We start from the raw sequence: 23,928 nt of genomic DNA on the forward strand, positions 1-23,928 counted from the left end.
AACGCTTCAAGCAGCGCCAGCCGCCGGGCGGACCGGTGGACGCCTACGTGCCGCTGACCTTCGCTCCCGCCGAGGCGTACCAGTTCGACTGGGCGGAGGAGTGGATCATCCTGGACGGCGTGACGACCAAGGTGCAGGTGGCCCATGCCCGTCTGTGCCACAGCCGCATGCCGTTCGTGGCGGTCTACCCGCGCCAGACCCAGGAGATGGTGTTCGACGCCCACGCCCGTGCCGCGGCGTTCTACGGCGGCCTGTGCGAGCGCGGCATCTACGACAACATGAAGACGGCGGTCGACGCCGTGTTCGTCGGCAAGGAGCGCCGCTTCAACCGCCGCTTCGCCCAAATGTGTTCGCACTACCTGGTCGAGCCGGTGGCCTGCACCCCGGCTTCGGGCTGGGAGAAGGGCCAGGTCGAGAACCAGGTCGGCACCTTGCGCCAGCGCCTCTTCACACCGCGGCTGCGCGCCAAGACGCTGGAGGAGGTGAACGACCGTCTGCGCGATGAGGTGAGCGTCTGGGCCCAGCAGACGCCGCATCCCGAGGATAGGAGCCGGACGGTGTGGGAGGTGTTCCAAGCGGAGCGGCCGGCGCTGCTCACCGTGAGCGATCCCTTCGACGGCTTCCACGAGACCACGCTCAGCGCGTCGAAGACCTGCCTGATCCAGTTCGACCGCAACCGCTACAGCGTGGCCGCGGTCGCCGCCGGCAAGCCGGTGCAGGTGCGGGCCTACGCGACGCGGATCGTGGTGTGGTTCAACGGCGCAATCATCGCCGAGCATCCGCGGGCCTTCGGGCACGGCCACACGATCTACAATCCCCTACACTACCTGCCGGTCCTCGCCCGCAAGCCGGGAGCACTGCGCAACGGGGCGCCGTTCCGGGACTGGGAGTTGCCGCCAGCCCTGGCGAAGGTGCGGACCCGCTTGGGCCGCGGCGACGACGCCGACCGGCAGTTCGTTGGCGTGCTCGCCGCCATCCTCACCGACGGCCTGGAGGCGGTGGAGGCCGCCTGCCGCGAGGCGCTGGCGAGCGGCACGCACAGCCGGGACGTGATCCTGAACATCCTCGCCCGGCGCCACGACGTCACCCCGGCGCCGGCCATGGCGGTGCCGGCGGCGCTGACGCTGTCCATCGAGCCGACCGCCGACTGCGGGCGCTACGACCGCCTGCGCGCGGTGCGGGAGGGCTGCCATGGAACGGCATGAGTTGATGGCGATGATGGCCGAGCTCAGCTTGGCCGGCATGCGCGCCGCCTACGACGAGGTGATGAGCGACGGGCTGAAGCGGCAACGCACTGTTCAGCAGATCCTGGGTGATCTGCTGGCGGCGGAGTGGGCGGAGAAGCAGGCGCGCTCGATCCGTTATCAGCTCGGCGCCGCCAAGCTGCCCCTGGCCAAGTCGCTGGCCGAGTTTGATTTCACCGCCAGCCCCCTCAACGAGGGCTTGGTGCGCGACCTGCACGACGGCGGCTTTCTGCAGACCCAGCGCAACGCCGTGTTCATCGGGGGAACCGGCACCGGCAAGACGCACGTGTGCATCGCCATCACGGCCAACTGCGTGCGCCGCGGCGCACGCGCCCGGTTCTTCAATGTCATCGACCTGGTGAACCGGCTGGAGGCCGAGGCCCGGGCCGGGCAAGCCGGCAAGCTCGCCGACCAGCTGACCCGCGTTGATCTCGTGGTGCTGGACGAACTCGGCTACCTGCCCTTTTCCCAAAGTGGCGGCCAGCTGCTGTTCCACGCGCTCAGCAAGCTGTACGCCCAGACCTCGGTGCTGATCACCACGAACTTGAGCTTTGCCGAGTGGCCGTCGGTATTCGGCGGCGATGCCAAGATGACCACCGCTCTGCTCGACCGGCTCACACATCACTGCGATATCCTGGAGACCGGCAACGAGAGCTGGCGGTTTAAGACCCGCTCCTGAGCGTTGCCCAGGGGGGCCCACAGGTCCCTCCCACGCGCGCCGCTGCGTCAGCTATGAGGGCACTCCGCGGCGCGCGCGGGACCCTCCCGTGGACTCCCTGGACAACGAGTTCTGCAACCGGAAGCGTGGCTGGAAATTGGACGCCGATGCTGGCTGGATATTGCAAGCCGATTGACAAACTCGCCGGAGTAGCAGGCTTGCCATAGCGAGCTGTATCATGCCCTTGGAGACGTCGATCCGAGCCTCGTAATCTCGAACCAGTCGTCTCCAACGGGTCATCCATCCGAAGGTCCGTTCGACCACCCACCGCCGCGGAACGACCTTGAAGCCGGGATCGCTGTCGGTGCGGCGCACCACTTCGATGGTGAAGTCGAGGAAGGCGGCCTTGTCCATCAGCTTGGTCCGGTCATAGGCGCTGTCGGCGAACAGATGCTTCATCCACGGCCAGCGCTTGCGCAGCGCGTCCAGGATCTGCTGGGCACCGGCGGAATCGGAGAGGTCGGCGGTGGTCAGGTTGACCATCAGCAGGCGGCCATCGGTATCCACCGCGATGTGCCGCTTGCGCCCGCTGATCTTCTTGCCCGCATCGTAGCCCCGCTCGCGGGCGGCGGGCGCCTTCACCGTCTGGCTGTCCACCACGCCGGCGCTCGGACTGGCCTCGCGGCCGGCCCGCTCACGGTCGATCATCAACGCCACGTCGTGGAGCGTCTGGAACAGCAGCCGCCGCACGAGCCGCCGGAACCACCAGTACACCGTCTGCCAGGGCGGGAAATCCTTCGGCAACATCCGCCAACCGCACCCCGTCCGCGCCAGATAGCGCAACGCATTCAAGACCTCCCGAAGGCTCACATCCCTCGGGCGGCCGGTGCCCGCCGTCTTCGGCATCAGCGGTTCTATCAGGGACCATTCCTCATCGGTCAGGTCTGTCGTATACCGCTTCGTCTTCTTCTCGATCCTGGCCATCCGGCCGCGCGTCGCTTCGGTCCACATACGAAGCTTGAATCATAACACGCTCTCACCGCCAACCGTTTCCAAACGGGCTCTTACTGTCCGGATCCAGAATGGTGGTGAGCAGCCGATACAGGGGCTCGGCTCCAGGCAGGCCATCCACATGGTATTCGATGACGCGGACTGTGATGCCGTTGCGATCGAGCCGGCGATTACGAGCCTTGGCGTAGAGCCGGCTGAGGTAGGACCCATCAGGGAGCACCTGCAAACACGGCAAGATCCGACCACAGCGGCTACGCCAGAGTAAACGTGCAAAGCCGAGCTGAGCGAGCTGTGCCACCCTCCAGCCACTGACCCGCTGTCGATCGCAGCGGAGTAGACCGGCGGCCTCGGCCCGCCGAAGAGCACCTACGCCCCCTCAGACACCACGCCCCGGGGCACGATCCATCCGCTGGATAGCCTCGGCCGCGATCGCTTTTATCAGCCCAACACGCGCGCGGTCCTGCTGGCCGGCCCGCAGCACCACCGCCTGCAGCCGCTCGGCCAGAGCGCGCTCCTGTCGGCAGATGTCGTCACACATCGCCCGCATCTCGGCGATGGAGGGACGCCATTTCCTGGTCCGGCGCCACTGGCGCGCCGCGGCGTCGATGGCCCAGGCCGGGTATTCGCCGAGGTCGTCGGCCCAGTCCAGCGCCACTAGGCGTTCAACGTCGGGCGTCATCCCCTTGGCAGGAAAATGACTCAGCAATGCCAGCACGCGCGCAAGAAGGTGGTCGGTGCTTGCAGGTGCCAGCGCGGTTCCGGTCAGGTCGTCGAGCGCTCGCTGCGCCAGCGCCGCGTGCTGTGATGTGACGGTGGCCGGTGGCGACCAGGTCTCTGCCAACCCTTCGAAGCCATCATCGGAGAAGCGCGGTCGGCGTTCGACACGGCCGGCAGCCAGGACCTCCTGGAGCGGCGCCGGCAGGGCGGCAACCAGCGCGGCGTGCCGGTCCGGTCCGGGCAGGCTCGGGTCGAAGGTCACCGGGGGCCGGCAGCCAGGAAACGTGGCAATGTTGGTCGACATGCTGACCTCCGTTAGGTGCGGAACGGGGTGGCTCTGCGCTGGCGCAGTTCGGCGGCAGCCGCGGCCCAGGCGCCTAGGCGCTGCTCGGCGGCGGTTTCACGGGGGCGAGCTGGCGACGCAGCGGGAACGCCGGCCAGCGGCGCGCCGCGGCTTGTCGGCGCCTTGCCAGCCGCGGCGTCCTGCGTCAGCCAGGCACGCCACGCGGCGCCGATGTCCCTGTACCGGTAGCCGTGCGCTCGGCAGCGCAGAACGAAGCCATCGACATGCTGCGCCAGGTCGACGTGGCCGAACCGGGCCTGCGCCCAGGCTAGTTCCTCGGGGTTCGGCATCCACTCCGCAGGCACTGCCTGAACCGGCATATCGAGCATCGGCTCGCACCCGCTCGAAGCGTGCGAGTCTGGAATCTGTTCGAAATGGACCTGTTCCTGAGTCAGAAGCGGACAGGGGGCGTCCACCGCCGAGTCATCCCTGTTCATCGCCGCCGCAGCGGCAGGATCGGCCCGCGGTTCCGCCGCTGCGCCGTCGTGGGTGAAGCGCAGCCGGTACAGGCAGGACAGGCGGGCACCATCGCGGCCGCGGCGGTGCTCGATGGAGACCAGGCCGAGGTCGTCGAGGCGCTGGAGGATGCGGTTGATGGTCGGCCTGGACCGCTTCAACTTCGTTGCCAGGGTGGACTGGCTGGGCCAGCACACGCCATGTTCGTCGGCGAAGGTGGCCAGCGCCGACAGCACGGCGAAACCGTCGGCGTCGAGGTCGGGGTGATCCAGCCACCAAGCCGGGATGCGCCCCCAGCGTCTGCTGTCGAAATCGGTAGCGATAGTGGTCGTCATCGTGGTGCTCCCCAATCCATTGTGCCGGTCGGGCCGGCCCTCTTACCGGGTAGGATTCCTTGGGGTGGGGGGTGCGCAAAGCCGCGCATTGCTCCCACAGTCGCGCGCGATCCTCCCATAGGTAGGAGTAGCCCGCGCTTGTGTGGGAGAAGCGCGCGTACTTCTGGAATGATCGCGCGGCTGTATGGGAGGATCGCGCGGTCATGTAGGAGCAGCGCGCGCAGGGCCTGCGAATCGGGCGCGGGACGTAACCAGACGTCGTGCGACGGTGAGCTGATGGCCTTAGGAGCCCTGGAGACAGGTGGGAGGAACGCGCGCCTGGAAACAGGCATATGGGAGGAAAGCGCGCATATCCGGAGCCTTCGGTACTGGGAAACCTGTGGGAATAACGCGCAGATGGTTACAAGCATGTGGGAGGATTGCGCGGACTGGAAATGCTGGCATGTACCCCACCCGTTTCCGCCTTTCCGCCTGTAGGAGAAACGCGCGCTGGAAGCAGGACCGTTGAAAATGCCAGGAATGGTGCCGCCCCCGACAGTGTGGGAGAAACGCGCGGGTGATTGGACGCAGGCTGTAGAGATTGCCTTGGTCAGTGCCTGACGCCACGCTCCAGTCCGGTTCCCGATTCGCGCTTTTCCTGGCGCGCTGACTATGTGGGAGGATTGCGCGACTCGGGAGGCTACCAGTCTGCCGCGCGATTCTCCCATATGTGCGCGCGCTTCTCCCACAGTATCGCGCGCTCCTCCCACACTCCAGGAGGATGGAGTCGAGTGGAATCATTGGCGGAGCCGTCGGCGCGACCTATGCTTCGTCGAGTTTGAAGGGGGCGGCGATGGTGGCGAAGCGCGCGATGAAAGATATCGAGACACGGACGGCGACACAGATGGACGCCGAGATCGCGCTGCAACTGGTTCTGTTCCCGCCCCAGGACGATCCTGCCCTTCCTGACGCCGGCCCGCGGCACCGCCGCACGAATGCCGTCGGCCTCTACGACATTGCGCCCCGCTACGTATTCCGCAAGCCAGGTAAGGAGGGTGAGGTGCAGGCCCCCTCGCTGTCCGATACGCCGGTCGAGCGCGAGTTCAAGTTCGACGGGAAGGCGTACAACCTCACCCTTAAGCCGGCCCAACTCCGCTGGCGCCCAACCGTTCACCGGCGCAAGGGCGTCCTCAAGGACTCTTCCGCCAAGGGCGCGCGCAAGGATGACAAGTGGATTTACCTGTTCCCGAGTGAGCGCGAGCAGATCGTTGAGGAAGTTGTCCGCCGTATTGCCACCAGTCAGCGCCGCCTTTCGTTGAGCCGGGACGGTGAGGTGATGGCGACGTTCAGCCTCTATGAACTCCAGCGTGAACTCGCCGAGGTAGGCCACAGCCTGAACATCAACGAGATCAAGGACGCCCTGCAGATCCTGCGGGAGTCGGTCATTGAGATCAGTATGGCAGAGGGTGGCGGAGGCACGGTGCTGAACTCCTCGGTATTTCCGGTGCTGGCTTTCCGCAGCCGGGCCGGCTCCGGCGTTACAGGAAATACCGAGACTTACGTTACCTTCAACCCGTTGGTGGCGGCCTCCATCCGGGCGATGCGGTACCGTTCGATCTCGTACACTTGGCTCATGCGCCTGCGCTCGCCGGTGAGCCGCTGGCTCTACAAGCGTCTCTCGGTAGCGTACGAGGGTTCCGACAATCCGCAACCGATGTCGCTCAGCGCGTTGGCCATCCAGCGCGACAGCGGCATGCACGAGCGCTCACGGCTGCGCGACACGCTTACGGTGGTGCGCAAGGCCGTTCTGGCCCTGGAGGCGGAGGGCATCGTTACCGTGGAGATCGAGCGCGTCGAAGAGAACCGCGCGGTCGTGGACGAAATTTACACCCTCACGCCCTCGGCCAACCTGCTACGTGAGGTCGATGCTGCCGTCCGGCTGCAGGAGGTCCGCCAACAGATCCTGGAGGCCGTGGTTGACAGCCAGTCCACGGGCGACTTCGTGATGGTTGATCGAGTAGCCGCAACATCCGCGCGGCGCCAGGTAGAGTTCCTCGAACTGCCGGCTCCGGTCATCGAAAAGCCGTAAGTAAACGGGCCGCACACAGTTGTCAGCATCCCTCCGTGGTCCTATCATCCTGCGCCCCACACTGGTTCGAGGCGATGCGGCGGGAACCGGGCGAGAGCCTCAACCCGTCATCAAGACCGAACGAATGTGATTCTTGGATCACTGGCTGCGCGCGGTTCGCTTAGGGATCTTCCAAGCGCCCTTTCGCCACGCCTCTATACCGCCGAAACCGAGGTCCGCCTTCCCACTTCGAGTGGGTTCGACCAGTCAAAACCGGAGCGGTTGGACGAGGTGGACTGACATGCGGGCGGCGGTTCGACATATAGTTCCATGTCGCACCGATGCCGTAGCTTGAATGTTCCATGATCCCGCAGCGCACTTTACCCGATCTCCTATCCGCTGAGCGTGGACTGGGGCGTTTCGATGCCCTGCTGTCTGACACAGCACGGGCACGCCGGCACGCCTGCGACGCGACGCGACGCAGCGTGCTGGCCATGGCCGCTCTCGACGGTGAGCTGGTGGGAGCGGACGATCTGCTGCTGGCTTTGATCTCTCCAGATGAGGTGGACCTTCCACGGCGAGCCAAGGCCCGAACGGCGGCACTCCTGTACGACGTGTTGCTGGCTCTGCACGGCAGGATCACGGCAACGCCGGCAACACCGGAGGACGTTCCGACCGACGGCCGGCTGAGGCCGGAAACGGTGGCGGCATGGTCGTCGATTGCCGGCGAGACCCGGCGCTTGCTCGCTGAGGCGGAAGCCGCCCTTACCGACTACGGGACCGACGAACCCACCGGCGAAGAGCCGCCCCAGGTCCACGCCTTGACCGCATGGACGCTGCCCTGGCTGGAGGAGGTCCACGCGCGCTGGTACGAGGCACGACACAGCCAGCTGCCAGCGCCCTGGACGGCAAGCGCGCGGGAGATTTCGCACGATGCCCTGCGGTTGATTGACGAGGCGCTAGTTGTCGATCCCGGCTTGGCCGGTGCTGCGCGGGCGCTGTATCGGCTGCACGGCGCGCGTGAAGAGCTGCGTCCCGCGCCGATCGTCGTCGACGAGGACGAGCCGAGCCGAGCCATTCGCCGTCACATTGCTGGCCAGACCCATGGCGGCTGGTGGGCTCATTTCGCCAGGTTGGCGGCGCCGCACCTGATAGCCCGGGCATGCCGGTTGAACAGCGCCTGCCTCCCAATGGTCGCCTGGTGGAGCCGCGATCACACCGGTTACCGTACGGCGCTCGGCGGCTCCGAGGACAATTGGATCACTTGGATGGCGGGGCTCGCCGCCGAGGCCGTCGGCGCTGAGATCGAGCGTTCGGCTCAGATCGAGGCTAGGCACGAGTCATGGGTCGCCGCCACCTCCGTGGTCCCACGGCTTCCAAAGCGGCGAAGCGACACACGAGGGCCGACGCGCCGGCAGCGCGCTGGGACCCGGCGCTCCACCGGCCGGCTGCCGCAGCTCCTTGACTTCCTGTGGGAGCAGCCGATGGTGAGCACTCGTGCGGTGGAACGGCGGCTCGGCATGACTTATCGCTCGGCGCTGGACCTAATCCAGGACCTCGAAGCGGCCGGCGTGCTGCAGCGCGCCACGGAGCGCAAGCTGGACCGCCTCTGGCGTGCGACCATAGTCTGACGAGGGCGATGGGCTTGGAGTCTTGTCGCGCCCCCACAAACCGATTGGAGGGCTGTTTGGCAGGCGCCGGAGGCACAAGCATCCCTTCATCTGAGGACGCCGTCGGCCGCCGTCCCAGCCCTCTCAAGGATTTAGCGGATGCACCATTAAGTCGGGGGTTCATTGGAATCTTGTCGCGCCCTAGCAATCCTCCAGGCCATTGGGCGGGCACTTTCCTCTGGAGTCTTGTCGCGCGAGCCCTGGAGTTTTGTCGCGCGGGACAGAATTCCTACTATTTGCGCCGAGGCATGAGGCTAGCGCCAGGAGAGCTCGCCTATAGGTGGCCAGAGCGGGTGGGGGGCGGTTCAAGAGTCCGCGAGCGATCTCCGGTGTCTTGGGGTAAGTCGAGGCCGCTTTCCTGTTGTCAAATGAGGCGAAGAGCACAATGTATGAGGATAGCATACACTCTGTATAGCTTGGTAGATTGGGGAAAACACCTACGCCAATTTCGTCCGCAAGGCAGTCGGCCTCCTCGGGCCTGCAGCGGATAAGCTGGACGTCGAAATCATGTGCTGCGGTGGCTGCGGCGATCGAAGCCGATAACCGCGAGCATAAACCCAAGTGACGCTACGAACAGACTTCATAGACGTGCGCCCGCGCGATCAACGAAATTCGCTTGTAAATTTTGATTGGCGCGACAAAACTCCAAATAGCTTCCTACCGAAACGGCGGCCAGTGCTCCAGCCAGACCTCGTAGCGGTTGGCTGGTGGTGAAGGCCGCCAGCGCGCAGAGCGCGCTCATTGCACATGGCCGTGCGAGAACATACAATGAACATTGTGCCGTCTGTCCATCGCCGCGTCACGTCCCGTCTGTATCCGAGCGTCACGCAAGCGGCGGCGCTGGAGCGGATGTGCGGTCTTCACCGGGCGCTTTACAACGCGGCCCTGGAGGAGCGCATCAGCGCGTATCGCAAGGCGGGCCTGTCGCTCTCGTTCGCCGACCAGTGCAAGAGCCTCACCCAGATCCGCCACGAGCACCTGGAGTATCTGGCGCTCAATGCGCAGTCGGCCCAGGTCACGCTCAAGCGGCTCGACAAGGCGTTTGCCGCCTTCTTCCGGCGCGTGAAGGCGGGGCAAACGCCGGGGTTCCCCCGGTTCAAGGGGCGCGACCGCTTCCCTGGCTTCGGCTTCAAAACGCACGGTGATGGTTTTTCGTTCCGTCCAGGTGATACCGGCGAGCGTTGGCGCTGACTCACTGAGGGGATTGAACGAAACCGCTGACGCGGTATAGGGCGACGGAGTCGGATCAGCTTCTGTCAGGAGGGATGCGGGCATTTCCGCCCCGTCTCACGACAGGAGCCTCCGATGGCTGAGATGAGCCCTCTGCGCCGTCGCATGATTGAGGACATGACAGTCCGTAATCTGTCGCCGGCGACCCAACGGTCCTACGTCCATGCGGTCGCCAAGTTCAGCCGCTTCTTCGGGCGGTCGCCGGAGCGGCTCGGCTTGGACGAGGTCCGCACCTTCCAAGTGCAGCTGATTTCCCAGGGCATTTCCTGGGCCAGCCTCAACCAGACGGTCGCGGCGCTGCGCTTCTTCTACGGCGTCACGCTCGGGCAGGCGGAGGTCCCGGAGCGCATCGCCTACGCCCGCGAGCCGCGGCGCTTGCCGGTGGTGCTCGGCGCCGACGAGGTCGTGCGCTTCCTGGAGGCGGTGCCCAGCTTGAAGAGCCGCGCCGCGCTGGCGACGGCCTATGGGGCCGGACTACGCGTCTCGGAGGTGATCACGCTGAAGGTCGCCGACATCGACAGCTCGCGCATGCTGATCCGTATCGAGCAGGGCAAGAGCGGCAAGGACCGTTACGCAATGCTGTCGGTGCAACTCCTCGGCATCCTGCGCGTCTACTGGCGCTTGGCCAAGCCGCGCCACTGGCTGTTCCCCGGCCGCGACGAGGATCACCACATCGACCAGACCGTGCTACACGCCGCTTGCCGTTCCGCCTGCAAAGCCGCCGGCTTGGTCAAGCACGTCACCGTCCACACGCTGCGCCACAGCTTCGCGTGAGCTTCCCCCGCGCGAGTGGACACCGGATTACGCAGCCCGCAGCTCGGCCTGCTCTGGGGTGATGTAGCCGAGGGCTGAGTGCAGCCTTTGGCGATTGTAGTAGCCTTCGATGTAGGCGAACAGGTCCCGCTTGGCGGCCTCGCGGGTGGGATACCGCTGGTGGTGGACCAACTCCGACTTGGCCGTTCCGAAGAAGCTCTCCATGGGGGCGTTGTCCCAGCAGTTCCCTTTGCGGCTCATGGATTGGACGATGCCGTGCTCCTTCAAGGCTTTGCGGTACTGCGCCGAGGCGTACTGACTGCCGCGGTCGGAGTGGTGCAGCAGGCCGGGGGCGGGGCGCTGCCGCTGGAGCGCCATGGTCAGCGCCGCCAACGGCAACTCGGTGCGCAGGTGATCGCGCATCGCCCAGCCCACCGCCTTGCGGCTGAACAGGTCCAGGATCACCGCCAGGTACAGCCACCCCTCGTCGGTCGGCACGTAGGTGATGTCGGTGAGCCAGACCTGGTTCGGCGTGGCGGGCGAGAAGTCGCGGTCCAGCAGGTTGGGGGCGACCGGCAGGGCGTGGTTGCTGTCGGTGGTGCAGACCCGGTAAGCGCGGGGACGCTGGGCTCGAATGCCATGATGGCGCATGAGGCGTTCGACCCGTCCGCGGCTGACGATCCGGCCCTGTGCCCGCAAGGCGGCATGAATGCGCGGGGCTCCATAGCGCTTGCGATGCTGGTCATGCAGGCGCTGGATGTCGGCCAGCAACTGACGGTTCGCAGCCTTGCGCGCGCTCTCCGGCCGAGACCGCCAAGCATAGTAGCCGGAAGGCGACACGCCGAGGGCATCGCAGAGCACCCGAACCGGGTATTCGTCACGACAGTCCTCAATGATCCGGAACCTCATTTCAGAGGCTCCGAGAAAATGCTCACAGTTTTTTTTAATATGTCCCGTTCCATACGCACGCGATCAAGCTCTCTCTTCAGTCGAGCGATTTCCGCCGACGGATCGCCGGCGGACAGGGGGGCCGCCGCCTGCTTGATGGGGAGCCGCGGCGGCCCCCCTGTCCCGGGAACCCGCCGCCGCCAGTTGCGCAGCATCGAGGGTTGGATCCCCAGTTCCTTCGCAACGTGCTCCAAGGGCCGGCCGCTGCTCTCCAGCAGTGCCACCGCCTCCACCTTGAACTCCTCCGTGAAGAAGCGTAGCTTCGTCGTCATCGTCCAACCTCTCCGCTCCCAGCGGGAAGCTCAGTCCGAGCGGACGCACCGCTGCGGCTGTGGCTTCGTCGCGTCACGCGATGAAGCGGCAGCCCTGGCAATGCTGACCGCCGGACTGAAGCTCAAAGGTCGGGAACCGGCCTGGGCCGCGAGGCCCGAAACTCCAGCCAGAGCCGCTTAGGCTTGGCTGGTATCGTTCATGAGGCGCTCGTAAGGAGCTAATGAACTGCGTCGATGGCACGTCGCCCTTGCCAAATTCCCGCATGCCCTGCGCGGCAGGCCAATGCCTCCGGCGTGCCTGCCGTCTTCCCGTCTGGCGGCGTATGGATCGAGAACGGGTGTGGAGCGAGCCGGTTCACGGTGAACCGGTCCAACGGTCGCGGTCAATCCTCCTGCTGCGACAACAGGGCATCCACCATGTCGCGGATCTCCCGCAGCATCTCGCGGTCGAAGTCCTTGAGATCGGGTCGGCGATCCTGCATGGCGTTTAGCGTATCGCGGGCGCGCAGCAGATTTCGCGTGACACGAATCGACAGCGCGCTGAGCCCCGCCAGCGTCTGGTCGCTGCGGTTGCCGAAGCGGTTGGAGGCCGGTTCGCGTTCGCCGCTGGTGGCCGGCGCGGTGCCGCCGGCGATCAGCCCCTTCCACGCCGTGTTCCGCTCGCTCGCGTCGGCGATGGCGGCCACCTCGTACATCCCGCGGAAGGTCGGCTTGTCGGCCGCCGCCATGTACTCCTCGTGCGCGGAGTCCGACAGGCGGAGCAGCATGAGGGTCTTGGTCACCATGCTCTTCGAGCGCCCGACCACCTTGGCCAGGGCGTCGTGCGAGTAGCCGTGGCGCTGGCGGAGGCGGTCGAAGGCGAACGCCTCCTCGAACGGGTTGAGGTCGATCCGCTGCACATTCTCGATGAGCGCGATCTCGTCGAGGTCGCCGGACACCAGGATGCCGGCGATGGTCGAGCGCTCGAGCCGCCTTATCGCGCGCAGGCGGCGCTCGCCGAACACTAGCTGCCACCGGCCGTCGGGCAGGGACTGCAGGCCGATGGGCTGCTGGAGCCCGTAGGTCCGAATGGATTCGGCCAGGCTGGCGATGTCGTCCTCGTCGAAGGACTGCCGCGGCTGGCCGGGGTTGGAGACGATCCTGTCGATCTCCGCCTCGACGATCTGCGGGCCGCCCTTGGCGAGCACGAAAAGCGCGTGGCCGTGCGCCTGCCGCGACGAATCCGGCGCCTCCGCCTTGCCCTTCGACAGTAGATTACGCGACATGGGCGGGCTCCAGACGGTTGGTGCGTTCGTGGATCAGGGCGGTGGCGATGGTGTTGTAGACCGCGGCCCCAGGCGAGTCCGGCGCGGCGTCCATCAACGCCTTGCCGATGGTGGTGGCCTGTGCGTAGACGGCGATCTTCGGGATCGGCGGGAAGACGGTGATTAGCCCGCTGTATTCCTCATGGATCTGTTGAAGCGTCTTGCGGTCGTTTACCTGCCGCGCCTGATACATCGAGGGCAGGATGCCGAGTACCGACAGGCCCGGGTTGGTGCGGCGCCGGATCTTGTCGATGTTGCTGAACAGGAACCGCATGCCGACGACCGAGAAGCGCTCCGTCTGGCAGGGGACCAGCGCCCCGTGCGACGCGGTCAGCGCGTTGATGGTCAGCTGGCCGATGTTCGGCGGGGTGTCGAGGAGGATGAAATCGTAGTCCTTCTGGACCGCCGCCAGGATCTCCTTGAGCGCGTGGGCGCCCGCCGGATCCAGCATCAGCTGCACCTCGGTCTCGGCCAGCCGGATGCACGACGGTGCGACATGGAGCCCGCTCTCCGGAATCGTGACGACGATGTCCGCCAGCGACGCGGACCCGGCGAAAGCGTAATTCAGGGTCTTGCCCATCTCCTCCAGCGCGTACGCGTCGATGCCTAGGTGCATCGTTGCGTTCGCCTGCGGGTCGCCGTCGATGAGCAGCGTCTTGTACCCCAGCCGGGCCAGCACGGTCGCCGTGTTCACCGCGGTGACCGACTTGCCGACGCCGCCCTTCTGGTTGGTGACGCAGGCGATGTAGGCCGGCCCCGCCGTCGGCTCCGGACCCGGCGCGTGCTGGCGCAGGAACGTCGCAACGGCCTGCGGTATGCGCTCGGAGTCGTTTTCCCACTTGGAGATGCGCTGCTTGTCGTAGCGCCGGCCCATCTGGTCGTTGAGCCAGTGCGCCAGATCGACCTGATTCTGCCCCCGGGCCTCGCGAAGCGCCCGCAGATCCGCGCCCTTCATTCCGTCCTCGTCACCAATTGCGCCGCCGGTCCCTCTCCTTACGGGTAGTCGCAACTTCCGTCAAGGAAGCGTCCCGTGATCGCGCGCCGGCACCGCGGCGGTGGAATGGACCCGCCTACCTCGTCTGCGCCGTCGCCGCGCCGCGCCGTCGTCGCCACGTGATCCTTTCCGGACACTGGAGGCGAACAATGACGGTGATCTACGAGACCCCCGACCGCGGCAAGACGATCTACGCCCGGCACGGCGACGATTACGCGACCCGCTGGCGGGTCGATCCGCCGCGCCAGGCGTTGCGCGGCACGGCGTCAGCGCTCACCGACGCGGCGGGGCTCTTCGGTCGGATCGAGCAGGCGGCCGCACCGCGGAGCGCGAAGGCGCCCTGACGGCGGCCAGGGTTGCCGGGCGCCGGCGCGGCGGGGTAGGGTCTGCCGCCCGCCCAGCCGACAGGACACCCGTCATGGTGACGACGAACGACGCCCTTCAGGCCGCCATCCGCCACGCCCGGGCGGGGGAGCCGCGCGAAGCGCTGGTGCTCCTCACACAGATCCTGGAGGAGCGCCCCGACGACCCGACGGTCGGCGGGCTGGTCGCCTGCGTGCGGGCGGACATGCTGGATTTCGACGGCTGCTTCGCGACCTTGCGCCGGCTGTTGGACGTGCACCCGGGGCACGGCGACCTGCTTCAGTTGCGCGCGCTCATGGCCAACTCCTGCCTGGACCGGGCCGACGCGCTGATCCGCGAGGGCCAGCCGGCGGAGGCGCTGCGTTCGGCGCTGCTGGTGCGCCGGGCGCGGCCGGAGGAGGCCGCCGTCGACGCCCGCGCCGAGGCGATGAGCCGCGCGCTGCTGCCGGCGGTGCTGGACGCCGCCTATGCCGCGCACCGCGCCGGCCGGCTGCAGGAGGCGCGGGGCCGGTATCGGCTGGTGCTCGACACGGACGACCGGCAGGACGAGGCCTTTCGCCTGCTGCACACGCTGGAGTGGCAGGAGGGGCTGGAGGCGGACGAGGCCGTCGCGCTGCCCGACACGCCCGACCGCGCGGCCTTCCTCGCCGCCGCCGCGACGGCCATGGCGCGCCATTGGGGTGCGGAGGCGGAGGCCGGCCGCCAGCACCCGGTCTTCCGCGCCTATTTCGCGACCCCGGCCCTCCTGGGCGACGTGGCCGAGGTGAACGGCTTCGGCGCGGTGACCCGCATCGCCTTCGACGAGCCCTACGTGGGCGAGGCGGCGGAGGGCATGGCCGCCAGCGGCAAGGCGCGCCTGTGCGCCGGGCGGCGCTTTCCGCAGCGCGCCTCCGAGGACTATTTCGAGTGGATCGACCTGCTGGAGAGCATCGAGGCCGCCCAGGACCGCTTCGTCATGGCCGAACTGGGCGCCGGCTACGGCCGCTGGCTGGCCAACGCCATGGCCGCCATCCGCCGCCGGCGCGACCGCAAGCCGCTCAACCCGCTGTTCATCGGGGTCGAGGCCCATCCGGTGCGGTACGGCTGGATGGTCGAGAACCTCCGCGACAACAACATGGACCCGTCCCGCCACCGGCTGCTGCACGCCGGCGTGTCCGGCACGCCGGGCGCGCTGTTCTTCCCGCTGTACCGCGACCAGTACGCCGGGGCCGCCGACAAGGACTTCGGCGCGCGCCTCTACACGCCCGAGGAGATGGGCGCCTCCGGGGAGCCGGCCGCCTCCGACCTCCTGTACACCGACGACGACGGCCGCCGCATGCTGTTCCGCCGTGTCGAGACCATCACGCTGGAGCAGGTCCTGGACGGCGTCGGCATCATCGACCTGATCGACATGGATGTGCAGGGAGCCGAGTACGAGATCGTCCGCGACGGCATCGCGCTGCTCGACGCGCGCGTCCGCAAGCTGCACGTCGGCACGCACGGCGACACCATCCACGACGGCGTCACGGAGGTCCTGCGCCGGCACGGCTGGCACAACGTGCACGATTTCCGCGGCGGCGGCGCGGTGCGCCCGACGCCCTATGGGCCGGTGCGCTTCGGCGACGGGCTGACCACCTGGATCAACCCGCGCCTGCGGCCGCTGCGCCCGCCTGACCCCGCGCACCCGGACCCGCGTCAGGCCAGGCGGAGCGTCCGCCGGTCCTCCTCCGACAGGTAGCGACCGCTGTCGTAGAGCAGCCCGTACTTGTGGTACATGGTGTTGTAGGTGCTGAAGCAGGTGAGGTGCACGACGTCGATCGCGTCGTAGGGCGGGAAGCCCACCGTCACCTTGCCCTCGGGCAGCCGGCGCTGGGGAAACCCGACGTGGCAATTGTAGTTGTGCGCCGCGCTCAGCGGGATGAAGTTCAGGTCGCGGTGCAGCAGGTAGTTCATGGTGGTCTGGTCGGAACCGCCGCGGTCGACCTCGTGGATGTAGGACTTGCCGTAGCTGCGGTCCATCTCCTGCTTCCACGCGGCCCAGAACGGGTGGTCGCGGTGGACTGCGAACATGCCCGCGCTCAGCACCGGGCGGCCGTAGTATTCGGCGGCGACCGTCTCGTCGTAGACGGACGTGTACATGCGGAACATCGCCTTGATGTTGGCGTCCTGCTTGCGGTACTCGCTCATGTAGCTGAAATCGACGCACGGCGTGACCACCACCTTGTCCGGGTGCCGGGCGCAGATGGTGATGTAGTTCATCAGGCCGGAGGCGTTCTGGATCCAGATGTCCGCGTCGATGTGGACATACACCTCGTGGCCGGGGAACAGCGTCGGGATCACCGGACGATAGAGCAGCGAGGCGTAGCGGCGGCTGTCCGGCGTGGAGGCCGGGAAGCGGAAGTGGTCGCGGTAATCGAACGGCACCGCCTTGACGCCGTGCGACGCGAGCCAGCGGAGGTCGGCCTCGCTGCACCCCGTGTCGGCCAGATAGAGCGTGATCTCGTCGTTCGGGAGCCCCAGGTCGGCGAGCGACAGCACCAAGCCTTTCAGAAGAGGAAAGTAATTGGTGTCGCACGAGAACGTGATGGCGGTGTTCGGCATGGAGCGGGTCTTTCTGGCGCCGGCACGAAGCGGATGGGCCCTCGGTCCGCGCAGGCTTAGCGGGTCGCCGCACCGGCCGTCAAGCGATGCCGGGGTCGGGACGCTCCGGCTATGCGGCGCGTCCGCATGCTGGTATCGTCCGCCCCGCATGCGACGGACCGGGAATGCCGCCCGGCCGGCCCAACAACGCCCATCTGCACCGCAACGTCAAGTGGACCGTACGATGACGATCTCCGAGGTTTCCATCACCTTCGGCGCCGAGAGCCGGCGCCTGAAATACCGCAAGGGGTCCTCCGACGAAGCGACCGTCAGCCAGGTCTTCGTCGATCGCTGCTACGATCTGTCCTGGCTCAAGCGGTTCGACGAGTTCCGCCGGCTGGCCGAGGCCAAGGCGCGCGAAGGGCGGCGCCCGCTCATCGTCGATTGCGGGGCCAACATCGGCGCGGCATCGCTGTTCTTCGCCATGAACGTCCGGGGCGCCGCGGTCGCCGCGGTGGAGCCGAGCCGGGAGAACTACGAGCTTCTCGTCGAGAACACCCAGGGCCTGGACGTGCGGACCTTCCACGCGGCCATCGCCGCGGCTCCCGGACGGATGCAGGTGCTGCCGGGCGAAGGCAGCTACGACTCCTTCCGGACCAGGGCGGCCGACGCCCTGTCCGGCCCCGCGGACACCGTGCCGGCGCTGACGGTCCCCGACATCCTGGCGGCCTATGGCGACGGCTACTTTCCCTTCATCGTCAAGGTCGACATCGAAGGCGGGGAAAAGGACCTGTTTTCGGCGAACACCGGCTGGGTGGCGGACGTGCCGATCCTGGTGATCGAACTGCACGACTGGCTGCTTCCGGCCGCCGGCACGGCTCTGCCGTTCCTGCGCTGCGTCGCAGCCCTGGACCGCGATTTTCTGGTGCGCGGCGAGAACGTCTTCTCGCTCGCCGCGCCCCGGGGCTGAGCCCGCGCCGTCAGCCGCGGCTGGCGAGCACGAACACGTAGTCGCCGCGCGACCAGGCGTTCAGTCGGAACAGGTGGTAGATGGCGTCGGCCAGCAGGCGGCGGCCCGGGCCGTAGGTGCCCTGCGTGGCCTTCACGCCGGTCGCGCGGAACAGGTCGCGGTACAGCGGCGAGAAGAACGGCCAGCCCCACTGCACCACGCGGCGCACCGTCAGCCCGGTGGCCTCGATCTTCGCCGCCAGCTCGCCGTGCTCATAGCTGCGGTAATGGCCGACCAGCGCCTCGTAGGGCCGCATGCGCCCCTGCAGCGAGGACACCAGCAGGTACTTCCCCGTCATCGCTGCCAGGTTGCGGAAGGCGGCGTTGTCGTCTTCGATGTGCTCGACCACGTCGGTGCACAGCACCAGGTCGAAGCGGCGGTCGAGGTGGCCGGCGGCGACGTCCAGCGTGGCGAACTCGGCGTGCGGCGCGCGGCGGCGCGCCACCTCCAGCGCCTTTTCCGAGAAGTCGATGCCGGCGTAGCGGGCGTTCGGCTTCAGCGGCATCAGCGTCTCGAGCAGCGAGCCCTGGCCGCAGCCGACGTCCAGCACGCTGTCATAGTCCAGGCCCTGCACCATGTCGGTGACGATGCGGCGCAGGTGGCGGCCGGTGGGGCCGTAGCGCCGCATGTCGTTCCATTTGTGCTCCCAGCTCGCGTCGTAATCGACGGCGGACGGGTCGGCGGAGACGGCGGTGCGATCCATGATGTGTTCCCTCAGCCCTGGCGGCGGAAGACCAGTTCGTTGCAGCCGGTCGGCACGCGCGGCGGCCGGGCGTCGGTCAGCGTGAAGCCCATCGGCTCGACCCGCGCCTTCACTTCCGCGATGCTCGCGTATTCGTAGGGATAGCCGCCCAGCCAGTCGATGACGTCGTACCAGAAATCCATGCCGCGCTCCTTGCGCAGCGGCGAGGACCCGGTCACCGCCCAGGTGGCCAGATAGATCAGGCCGCCGAACAGCGCGTTCGGCACCGGCCGCAGCCAGCGCGGGCACAGGTTGTAGACGACCTTGATCGCCGTCCACGCCGGCGAGGTCCAGTGCCGGTTGTAGAGCGCCAGCACGAAGGTGCCGCCCTCGTCCACGAGGCGGGCGGCGTTCTCGATGGCCGGCCACATCGCGCCGGTGTGGTGCAGCGATCCCCAGGCGTAGACCACGTCGAACCGGCCGAGCCCGCCGACGAAGCCGCGGTCGAGGGCGGAGCCCTGCTGGAAGCGGACGCGGTCCACCGCCTCCGGCGCCAGCTGCGCGAGGTTGCGCCGGGCGACGGCGATGCCGCGCGCGTTGATGTCGAAGCCGAGCACGTCTGCGGCGCCGAGCGTGGCGGCGGCGATGCTGAACAGGCCCGACCCGCATCCGACGTCGCAGACGCGCGCCCCGGCGACGCGGTCGCGCCCGACGAGGTCGCCCAGGCTGGCGGCGGCGGCCCGAAGCCGCGCGGCATCGACGAGATCGCGCGAGAAATGGTCCCAGTTCTCGCCGAAATCGAAGGCCAGCGCGTTGCCCGCGCTGCCAGCGGTGTCCTTCGGTTCGGTCACGGTCGGCGATCCTCCGCTGCTCCGGCAGCATAGGATGCCGCCCCGTCCACACGCGCGTGCGACCGGGTGCCCGGCACCAGGTCGCGGTAGGCGGCGGCCACCGCCGCCCATGAATAATGGTCCACCACCCGCCGCCGGCCAGCGGCGCCGAAGCGGCGGCACAGCTCCGGGTCGGCGGCCAGCCGCGCGATGGCGGCGGCCAGCGCCGGCACGTCGTCGGTGGCGAGCAGGACGCCGGTCTCGCCGTCGACCACCAGCTCGCGGTTGCCGGCGATGTCGGTGGCGATGACGGGAAGCCCCGAGGCCATGGCCTCCAGCACGACGTTGGGCATGCCCTCGTCGCGCGACGGGAAGACGAAGGCGTCGGCCGCGCGGTAGGCGGCCGGCAGCTCCTCGCGCGCGGCCCAGCCGACGAAGGCGACGCGGCCGGACAGGCCGAGCGCGGCGGCCTGCCGCTCCAGCTCCTCGCGCGCCCCGCCGTCGCCGACGACGCGCAGCGAGACCGGCGCGTCGAGGCGCGCCATCGCCTCCAGGATGCAGTCGACGCCCTTCTGCCGGACCAGCCGGCCGACGATCAGCAGGCGCAGGCGCCCGTCCTTGCGCTCCGCCTCCGGCGCCTCCGCCGGCCGGAAGAGGCCCGTGTCGACGCCGTTCGGCACCACCCGCACGCCGACGTCGGGGGCGAAGCGGCGGGCGAGGGCGGCGAGGCCGTCGCTGTTGGCGACGACCGCGGCGGCGCGGCGCCACAGCGCGCCGATCACCGGCGCGGCCAGACGGTGGTAGAGCGAGATGCCGTCGTACAGGAAGCCGGGCACGTCGCCGCCGCGCAGCGACACGGCGTAGGGCACGCCGCACAGCACCCTGATCAGCCAGGCGGCGGGGCCGCACGGCAGGCCGAAATAGGCGATGGTGGCGTCCGGCCGCCAGCGCCGGGCGATGGCGGGGGTGAACAGCAGCGAACTGGCGAGGAAGGCCAGCATTTCGACCACCGAGCTGCGGTCGCGGCGGCGGCGCAACGTCGGGATTCGGCGGATGACGACGCCGTCGGCGGTGGTCTCGCGCGCCGGCAGGCCGGCGAAGGCCGAGGTGACGACGCACACCGCCACACCCATCCGCGCCAGCTCGCGCGCCGTGTTGGCGGTCGCATTGGCGGCCCCGCCGCCCAACGGCGGGTATTCGTAGTTGATGAGCAGCAGGCGCGCCATGTCAGCGTGTCACCGGCCGGCGGCCGGCTTCTCCTCCGCGGCGAGGCGGGCGACCTCGTCGGTCACCCGTCCCATCACCTCGGCCCAGTCGTTGCGCCGGGCCATGCGGAACAGGCGCATGGTCGGGTACCAGGGCGTGTCCAGACGTTCCGGGCGGATCCAGCGCCAGTCGCCGAGATGCCGCAGGACAAGGAACGTGCGCAGGCCCAGGGCGCCGGACAGGTGGTTCACCGCGGTGTCGCAGCTGATCACCAGGTCCATGTTGGCCATCACCGCCGCGGTATCGACGAAGCCGTCGGGGCCGGCGTCCATCTCCGCTGTCCAGTCGACGATGCCCAGGCGGTCGCGCAGCCGCTCCAGCTGTTCCAGCCCCTTGACCTTCTGCAAGCTGTACAGGCGCACGCCGGGGATGCCGGCCATCCGCTCGAACAGCTCCAGCGGGATCGAGCGCTCGGGCCCGTTGGCCTCCCAGTTGACGCCGACCCGGAATTCGCCCAGGTCCATGCGGGCGCGCCACTTGGCGACCAGCTCGGGCTCCGGGCGGATGTAGGGGACGCCGCCGGGCACCGTCTCGGCGGTGACACCGAGCCAGCGCGGCACGCTGAACAGCGGGACGTACAGGTCGAAGTCGGGCAGCGGCTCGCCGTGGCCGACCAGCACGTCGATGCCCTCGACGCAGGACAGGACGCGCTTGAGCTGCGGCTGGCACTCGAACACCACGCGGGCGCCCATGCCCTTCAGCACCCGCATGCAGCGGGCGAGCTGGAAGCTGTCGCCCAAGCCCTGCTCGAAATGCACCAGGATGGTCTTGCCGGCGAGCGGTTCGCCGCTCCACGGCTGTTTGCCGGGGAAACTGCGCTTCCAGCGCCAGACCGGCTGCTCGTGCCGCCACTCGTACTCGCGCCAGCCCTCCGCGAACTCGCCGGCCATGAGCAGGCAGCAGCCGAGGTTCTTGTGGTACTCGGGCGAGGACGGGGCGAGGCGGATGGCGCGCCGGTAGATGCGGGCGGCGTCCTCCATCCGCAGCTGCGACATCAGCGCCGCGCCCAGGTTGTTGGTGGCGGTGGCGGAGTCCGGTTCCAGCAGCACGACCAGCCGGTAGGCGGCGGCGGCCAGCTCCGGCGTGTCCACACCCATGAACGCGTTGCCGAGCGCCAGCATGGCGCCGGGATGATCGAAGCGCTGCGCCACCAAGCGCTGCAGGTGGGGCAGGGCGTCCTGCGGCCGCCCGCCGTCGATCAGCACCTGCCCGACGCCGAGCAGCAGGTCGCGGTTGCCGCCGTCGCGCCGCAGCCCTTCGAGGAACGCGGCGTAGGCGTCGTTCAGGCGGCCGAGCATGCGCCGGATGGATCCGAGCGTGTGCCAGACCGACGGCGTGTCCGGCCGCAGCTCCGCCACACGGCGGAAGCGCTCCTCGGCCTCGGCCGGACGGCCGGCGTTGAACAGCTCGACCCCCTCGTTGTGGAGGGCGATCCAGTCATTGCCGCTGGCGTGCAGATTGGTCTGGCCTTCCACGTGCTGTGCCCGTCTTCCTGAAGTGGCTGCCCTGGCGAGGCCCCTGTTGTAGCCAACCCGGCCGGAGCCGGCAATGATCGTCGGAGCGCCGCTGTCCCCTCAAGGCGTCAGCCGGTACACCGTGACGCCCGGCAGGTCGGTGCGCTGCGCGCCCATGGCGGTGAGCGCCTCGACATAGCGGGCCGCCCAGACGCGGAAGCGCGACACCTCGGTCCCGTTCACCGCCCAGTCGAAGACGATCACCAGCGGCGGGCGGGCGGCCCGGGTGGCGGCGATGGCGCGGTCGATCCAGTCGGGGGCGGTGACCAGCAGGGAGTCGTCGACGTAGTGCTCACGCAGCAGCAGGCCGCGCCCGGTCATGAACGCGATGCCCGGGCAGTACGGCACGCAGACGATGCGGTCGCCCGGTCGCGACTGGGCCGCGGTTAGGTCGCGCAGCGGCACCAGGAACGCCGCTTCCTCCGGCGACAGGCGGACGTTCACGCCGTTGGCGGCGGTGAACGGCTCGGTGCGTCCGCGCGCCACGGCGATCGACCCGGTCCCTTCGGTGGTCAGGCCGATCCACAGATAGGCCCCGGCGTAGGCGGCCAGGAGCAGCAGCGCCGCCAGCCGCCCGATCGCGGCCGGGACCCCGCCTCCGGCCTGCGCGAGGCGGGCGGCGCACACCGCCAGCAGCACGGCGAAGCCGGGGAAGAAGTTGGCGATGTGCGCCAGATCCGGGCGGAACAGGAAGTAATGCGGGAAGCAGGCGAACGCGCCCGCCAGCACCACAAGGCCGGCGGCGATCCGACCGGGCAGCGCCGGGCGCGGCGTGCGGCGCAGCGCGGCGGCCTCGGCCAGCGCGTACACCGGCGCCACCAGCAGCGGGCCGTAAGTCAGCAGCGCCATCGCGGTCGTCGCCGGCGGTCCCAACCACAACGCCGAGAGCGGCGTGCGGGCCAGCAGCGTTCCCGCCGCCGCCTTGGCGCCGCCGTCGGCGGGCGCGCCCGCCAGGGCCAGCCGCAGCATCTCGAGGACGGTCAGCGGATAGCGCAGGTATTCGACGGCCACGAGGTCGGCATAGCCGCCCGCCGCCGCCAGGGCCAGCAGCGGCAGGTGCCCGGCGACGAGCGTGGCCAGCGCCGTGCCGGCGAGGGCCGCCAGATGGCGCAGCTGCCGGCCCGACGGGGCGGCGAGCGCCGCGTACAGGATGAGCGCCGCCAGCGGCGCGCTGAAGACGTAGCCGAAATCGGCGCGGATCTGGAAGGTGACGGCGAGCGCCAGACCCGGCGCCAGCAGGTCGGCCGGGACGAGCGTCGGCAGCCGCCGCGCCGCGCCGAGCTGCACCGTGACGTTCAGCAGGGCGCAGAAGGCGTAGAAGGACGTCGCCGGAAAGGCCGGCGCCAGCCCGGCGGCCAGCGCCGCGGCCAGCCCCAGCGCCCGGCTGTCCGTCGCCCGCACCGTCGCGGTGTAGACCAGCGCGGTCGTCGCCGTGATGACGGCGAACAGAAAGGCGCGGACGACGGTGAAGCCCGGTCCGAACACCGAGAACAGCGCCACCCCCGCCTCGTACCACAGCAGGCCGTAGCCCAGCTTCAGGTCGTGCGGGTCGGTGCCGCGCCACAGCTCGAGGACGGTCTGGGCGTAGTGGCCCTCGTCGGTGAAGTTGAAGCCGGCGCCCAGATAGGCGGCGTGGTACGCCGCCGCGGCCAGCGCCACGAGCAGCACGGGCCAGCCGTCGCCGAAACCGGCGCGCCCGCGCGCCGCGGATAGTGCGCTCATC

Annotated in this window: 20 protein-coding genes and 1 pseudogene; 9 read left to right on the forward strand and 12 right to left on the reverse strand. The window is 68.7% G+C overall.

Going from position 1 to position 23,928, the window contains the following annotated elements; all coding sequences use genetic code 11:
* On the forward strand, positions 1-1,205 hold a 1,205-nt coding region (istA, locus tag ACRWK7_RS16010), incomplete at its 5' end, for an IS21 family transposase (RefSeq protein WP_431857266.1).
* A complete protein-coding gene (gene istB, locus ACRWK7_RS16015) occupies positions 1,192-1,923 on the forward strand; it encodes an IS21-like element helper ATPase IstB (protein ID WP_431857267.1) in 732 nt (243 codons plus the stop codon). The genes istA and istB, both read left to right, overlap by 14 nt.
* A 180-nt stretch (positions 1,924-2,103) precedes the next feature.
* On the opposite strand, the pseudogene ACRWK7_RS16020 reads toward istB, so the two are convergent.
* From ACRWK7_RS16020 to ACRWK7_RS16030, 3 genes and pseudogenes are all read right to left on the reverse strand, one after another.
* A pseudogene (locus ACRWK7_RS16020) lies at positions 2,104-2,913 on the reverse strand (IS5 family transposase); the annotation flags it as partial.
* A 376-nt stretch (positions 2,914-3,289) separates the two neighbouring features.
* Positions 3,290-3,934: a hypothetical protein gene (locus tag ACRWK7_RS16025; protein ID WP_431857268.1), complete on the reverse strand. Its 645-nt coding sequence runs from the start codon at positions 3,932-3,934 to the stop codon at positions 3,290-3,292.
* Positions 3,935-3,945: 11 nt separating this feature from the next.
* Positions 3,946-4,764 carry a helix-turn-helix domain-containing protein gene (locus tag ACRWK7_RS16030; RefSeq protein WP_431857269.1) on the reverse strand — a complete coding sequence of 273 codons (819 nt, stop codon included), beginning with the start codon at positions 4,762-4,764 and terminating at the stop codon, positions 3,946-3,948.
* Positions 4,765-5,596: 832 nt separating this feature from the next.
* Here ACRWK7_RS16030 and ACRWK7_RS16035 point away from each other — a divergent pair.
* The 4 genes from ACRWK7_RS16035 to ACRWK7_RS16050 all read left to right on the forward strand — a co-directional run bounded on the left by ACRWK7_RS16035 (position 5,597) and on the right by ACRWK7_RS16050 (position 10,485).
* Positions 5,597-6,832 (forward strand): plasmid replication protein, encoded by a 1,236-nt coding sequence (locus tag ACRWK7_RS16035; protein ID WP_431857270.1) that lies wholly within the window; start codon positions 5,597-5,599, stop codon positions 6,830-6,832.
* A gap of 341 nt (positions 6,833-7,173) precedes the next feature.
* Complete coding sequence (locus ACRWK7_RS16040) at positions 7,174-8,442, forward strand: helix-turn-helix domain-containing protein (protein ID WP_431857271.1); 1,269 nt, start codon at positions 7,174-7,176, stop codon at positions 8,440-8,442.
* Positions 8,443-9,249: 807 nt separating this feature from the next.
* Positions 9,250-9,672, forward strand: coding sequence for an RNA-guided endonuclease InsQ/TnpB family protein (locus ACRWK7_RS16045; RefSeq protein ID WP_431857272.1), 423 nt, complete (start codon positions 9,250-9,252; stop codon positions 9,670-9,672).
* Positions 9,673-9,816: 144 nt separating this feature from the next.
* Positions 9,817-10,485, forward strand: coding sequence for a site-specific integrase (locus ACRWK7_RS16050; RefSeq protein WP_431857299.1), 669 nt, complete (start codon positions 9,817-9,819; stop codon positions 10,483-10,485).
* A 27-nt stretch (positions 10,486-10,512) separates the two neighbouring features.
* Here ACRWK7_RS16050 and ACRWK7_RS16055 read toward each other — a convergent pair.
* The 3 genes from ACRWK7_RS16055 to ACRWK7_RS16065 all read right to left on the reverse strand — a co-directional run bounded on the left by ACRWK7_RS16055 (position 10,513) and on the right by ACRWK7_RS16065 (position 13,943).
* Positions 10,513-11,684 (reverse strand): IS3 family transposase gene (locus ACRWK7_RS16055; protein ID WP_431857273.1). Its coding sequence is split into 2 segments (ribosomal slippage): positions 10,513-11,399 and positions 11,399-11,684, totalling 1,173 coding nucleotides; the frame shifts between segments, so codons are not numbered across the junction.
* 383 nt (positions 11,685-12,067) lie between these two features.
* Positions 12,068-12,949, reverse strand: coding sequence for a ParB/RepB/Spo0J family partition protein (locus tag ACRWK7_RS16060; RefSeq protein ID WP_431857274.1), 882 nt, complete (start codon positions 12,947-12,949; stop codon positions 12,068-12,070).
* On the reverse strand, positions 12,939-13,943 hold the full coding sequence (locus ACRWK7_RS16065) for an AAA family ATPase (RefSeq protein WP_431857275.1): 1,005 nt from the start codon (positions 13,941-13,943) through the stop codon (positions 12,939-12,941). Before ACRWK7_RS16065 ends, ACRWK7_RS16060 begins: the two co-directional genes overlap by 11 nt.
* A 188-nt stretch (positions 13,944-14,131) precedes the next feature.
* Here ACRWK7_RS16065 and ACRWK7_RS16070 point away from each other — a divergent pair, with 188 nt between their 5' ends.
* Together ACRWK7_RS16070 and ACRWK7_RS16075 are read left to right on the forward strand one after the other, a co-directional pair.
* The gene (locus ACRWK7_RS16070; protein WP_431857276.1) at positions 14,132-14,326 is read left to right on the forward strand and encodes a hypothetical protein; all 195 of its coding nucleotides are present in this window, start codon (positions 14,132-14,134) and stop codon (positions 14,324-14,326) included.
* A gap of 74 nt (positions 14,327-14,400) precedes the next feature.
* Entirely contained in the window at positions 14,401-16,062 is a 1,662-nt protein-coding gene (locus ACRWK7_RS16075; protein ID WP_431857277.1) for an FkbM family methyltransferase, read from the forward strand.
* Here ACRWK7_RS16075 and ACRWK7_RS16080 read toward each other — a convergent pair.
* Entirely contained in the window at positions 16,020-16,925 is a 906-nt protein-coding gene (locus ACRWK7_RS16080; RefSeq protein ID WP_431857278.1) for a hypothetical protein, read from the reverse strand. The genes ACRWK7_RS16075 and ACRWK7_RS16080 overlap by 43 nt on opposite strands.
* A 223-nt stretch (positions 16,926-17,148) precedes the next feature.
* On the opposite strand from ACRWK7_RS16080, the gene ACRWK7_RS16085 reads away from it, so the two are divergent.
* Complete coding sequence (locus tag ACRWK7_RS16085) at positions 17,149-17,874, forward strand: FkbM family methyltransferase (protein WP_431857300.1); 726 nt, start codon at positions 17,149-17,151, stop codon at positions 17,872-17,874.
* Between the two features lie 10 nt (positions 17,875-17,884).
* Here the strand turns inward: ACRWK7_RS16085 and ACRWK7_RS16090 are convergent, their stop codons facing one another.
* The 5 genes from ACRWK7_RS16090 to ACRWK7_RS16110 form a co-directional block, all read right to left on the reverse strand.
* Positions 17,885-18,616, reverse strand: coding sequence for a class I SAM-dependent methyltransferase (locus ACRWK7_RS16090; RefSeq protein WP_431857279.1), 732 nt, complete (start codon positions 18,614-18,616; stop codon positions 17,885-17,887).
* A gap of 11 nt (positions 18,617-18,627) precedes the next feature.
* On the reverse strand, positions 18,628-19,446 hold the full coding sequence (locus ACRWK7_RS16095) for a class I SAM-dependent methyltransferase (RefSeq protein WP_431857280.1): 819 nt from the start codon (positions 19,444-19,446) through the stop codon (positions 18,628-18,630).
* Entirely contained in the window at positions 19,443-20,651 is a 1,209-nt protein-coding gene (locus ACRWK7_RS16100) for a glycosyltransferase (RefSeq protein ID WP_431857281.1), read from the reverse strand. Before ACRWK7_RS16100 ends, ACRWK7_RS16095 begins: the two co-directional genes overlap by 4 nt.
* A gap of 9 nt (positions 20,652-20,660) precedes the next feature.
* Complete coding sequence (locus tag ACRWK7_RS16105) at positions 20,661-22,166, reverse strand: tetratricopeptide repeat protein (RefSeq protein ID WP_431857282.1); 1,506 nt, start codon at positions 22,164-22,166, stop codon at positions 20,661-20,663.
* Positions 22,167-22,265: 99 nt separating this feature from the next.
* Positions 22,266-23,927: a hypothetical protein gene (locus tag ACRWK7_RS16110; protein WP_431857283.1), complete on the reverse strand. Its 1,662-nt coding sequence runs from the start codon at positions 23,925-23,927 to the stop codon at positions 22,266-22,268.
* Position 23,928: the final 1 nt, after the last annotated feature.

It is taken from the genome of Azospirillum sp., from assembly GCF_050789165.1.

What these genes read in the sequence shown, in the direction of transcription:
- istB (WP_431857267.1), top strand. Translation starts at nt 1,192, where the DNA reads ATGGAACGGCATGAGTTGATGGCGATGATGGCCGAGCTCAGCTTGGCC.
- ACRWK7_RS16025 (WP_431857268.1), bottom strand. Translation starts at nt 3,934, where the DNA reads ATGTCGACCAACATTGCCACGTTTCCTGGCTGCCGGCCCCCGGTGACC.
- ACRWK7_RS16030 (WP_431857269.1), bottom strand. Translation starts at nt 4,764, where the DNA reads ATGACGACCACTATCGCTACCGATTTCGACAGCAGACGCTGGGGGCGC.
- ACRWK7_RS16035 (WP_431857270.1), top strand. Translation starts at nt 5,597, where the DNA reads ATGGTGGCGAAGCGCGCGATGAAAGATATCGAGACACGGACGGCGACA.
- ACRWK7_RS16040 (WP_431857271.1), top strand. Translation starts at nt 7,174, where the DNA reads ATGATCCCGCAGCGCACTTTACCCGATCTCCTATCCGCTGAGCGTGGA.
- ACRWK7_RS16045 (WP_431857272.1), top strand. Translation starts at nt 9,250, where the DNA reads ATGAACATTGTGCCGTCTGTCCATCGCCGCGTCACGTCCCGTCTGTAT.
- ACRWK7_RS16050 (WP_431857299.1), top strand. Translation starts at nt 9,817, where the DNA reads ATGATTGAGGACATGACAGTCCGTAATCTGTCGCCGGCGACCCAACGG.
- ACRWK7_RS16060 (WP_431857274.1), bottom strand. Translation starts at nt 12,949, where the DNA reads ATGTCGCGTAATCTACTGTCGAAGGGCAAGGCGGAGGCGCCGGATTCG.
- ACRWK7_RS16065 (WP_431857275.1), bottom strand. Translation starts at nt 13,943, where the DNA reads ATGAAGGGCGCGGATCTGCGGGCGCTTCGCGAGGCCCGGGGGCAGAAT.
- ACRWK7_RS16070 (WP_431857276.1), top strand. Translation starts at nt 14,132, where the DNA reads ATGACGGTGATCTACGAGACCCCCGACCGCGGCAAGACGATCTACGCC.
- ACRWK7_RS16075 (WP_431857277.1), top strand. Translation starts at nt 14,401, where the DNA reads ATGGTGACGACGAACGACGCCCTTCAGGCCGCCATCCGCCACGCCCGG.
- ACRWK7_RS16080 (WP_431857278.1), bottom strand. Translation starts at nt 16,925, where the DNA reads ATGCCGAACACCGCCATCACGTTCTCGTGCGACACCAATTACTTTCCT.
- ACRWK7_RS16085 (WP_431857300.1), top strand. Translation starts at nt 17,149, where the DNA reads ATGACGATCTCCGAGGTTTCCATCACCTTCGGCGCCGAGAGCCGGCGC.
- ACRWK7_RS16090 (WP_431857279.1), bottom strand. Translation starts at nt 18,616, where the DNA reads ATGGATCGCACCGCCGTCTCCGCCGACCCGTCCGCCGTCGATTACGAC.
- ACRWK7_RS16100 (WP_431857281.1), bottom strand. Translation starts at nt 20,651, where the DNA reads ATGGCGCGCCTGCTGCTCATCAACTACGAATACCCGCCGTTGGGCGGC.
- ACRWK7_RS16110 (WP_431857283.1), bottom strand. Translation starts at nt 23,927, where the DNA reads ATGAGCGCACTATCCGCGGCGCGCGGGCGCGCCGGTTTCGGCGACGGC.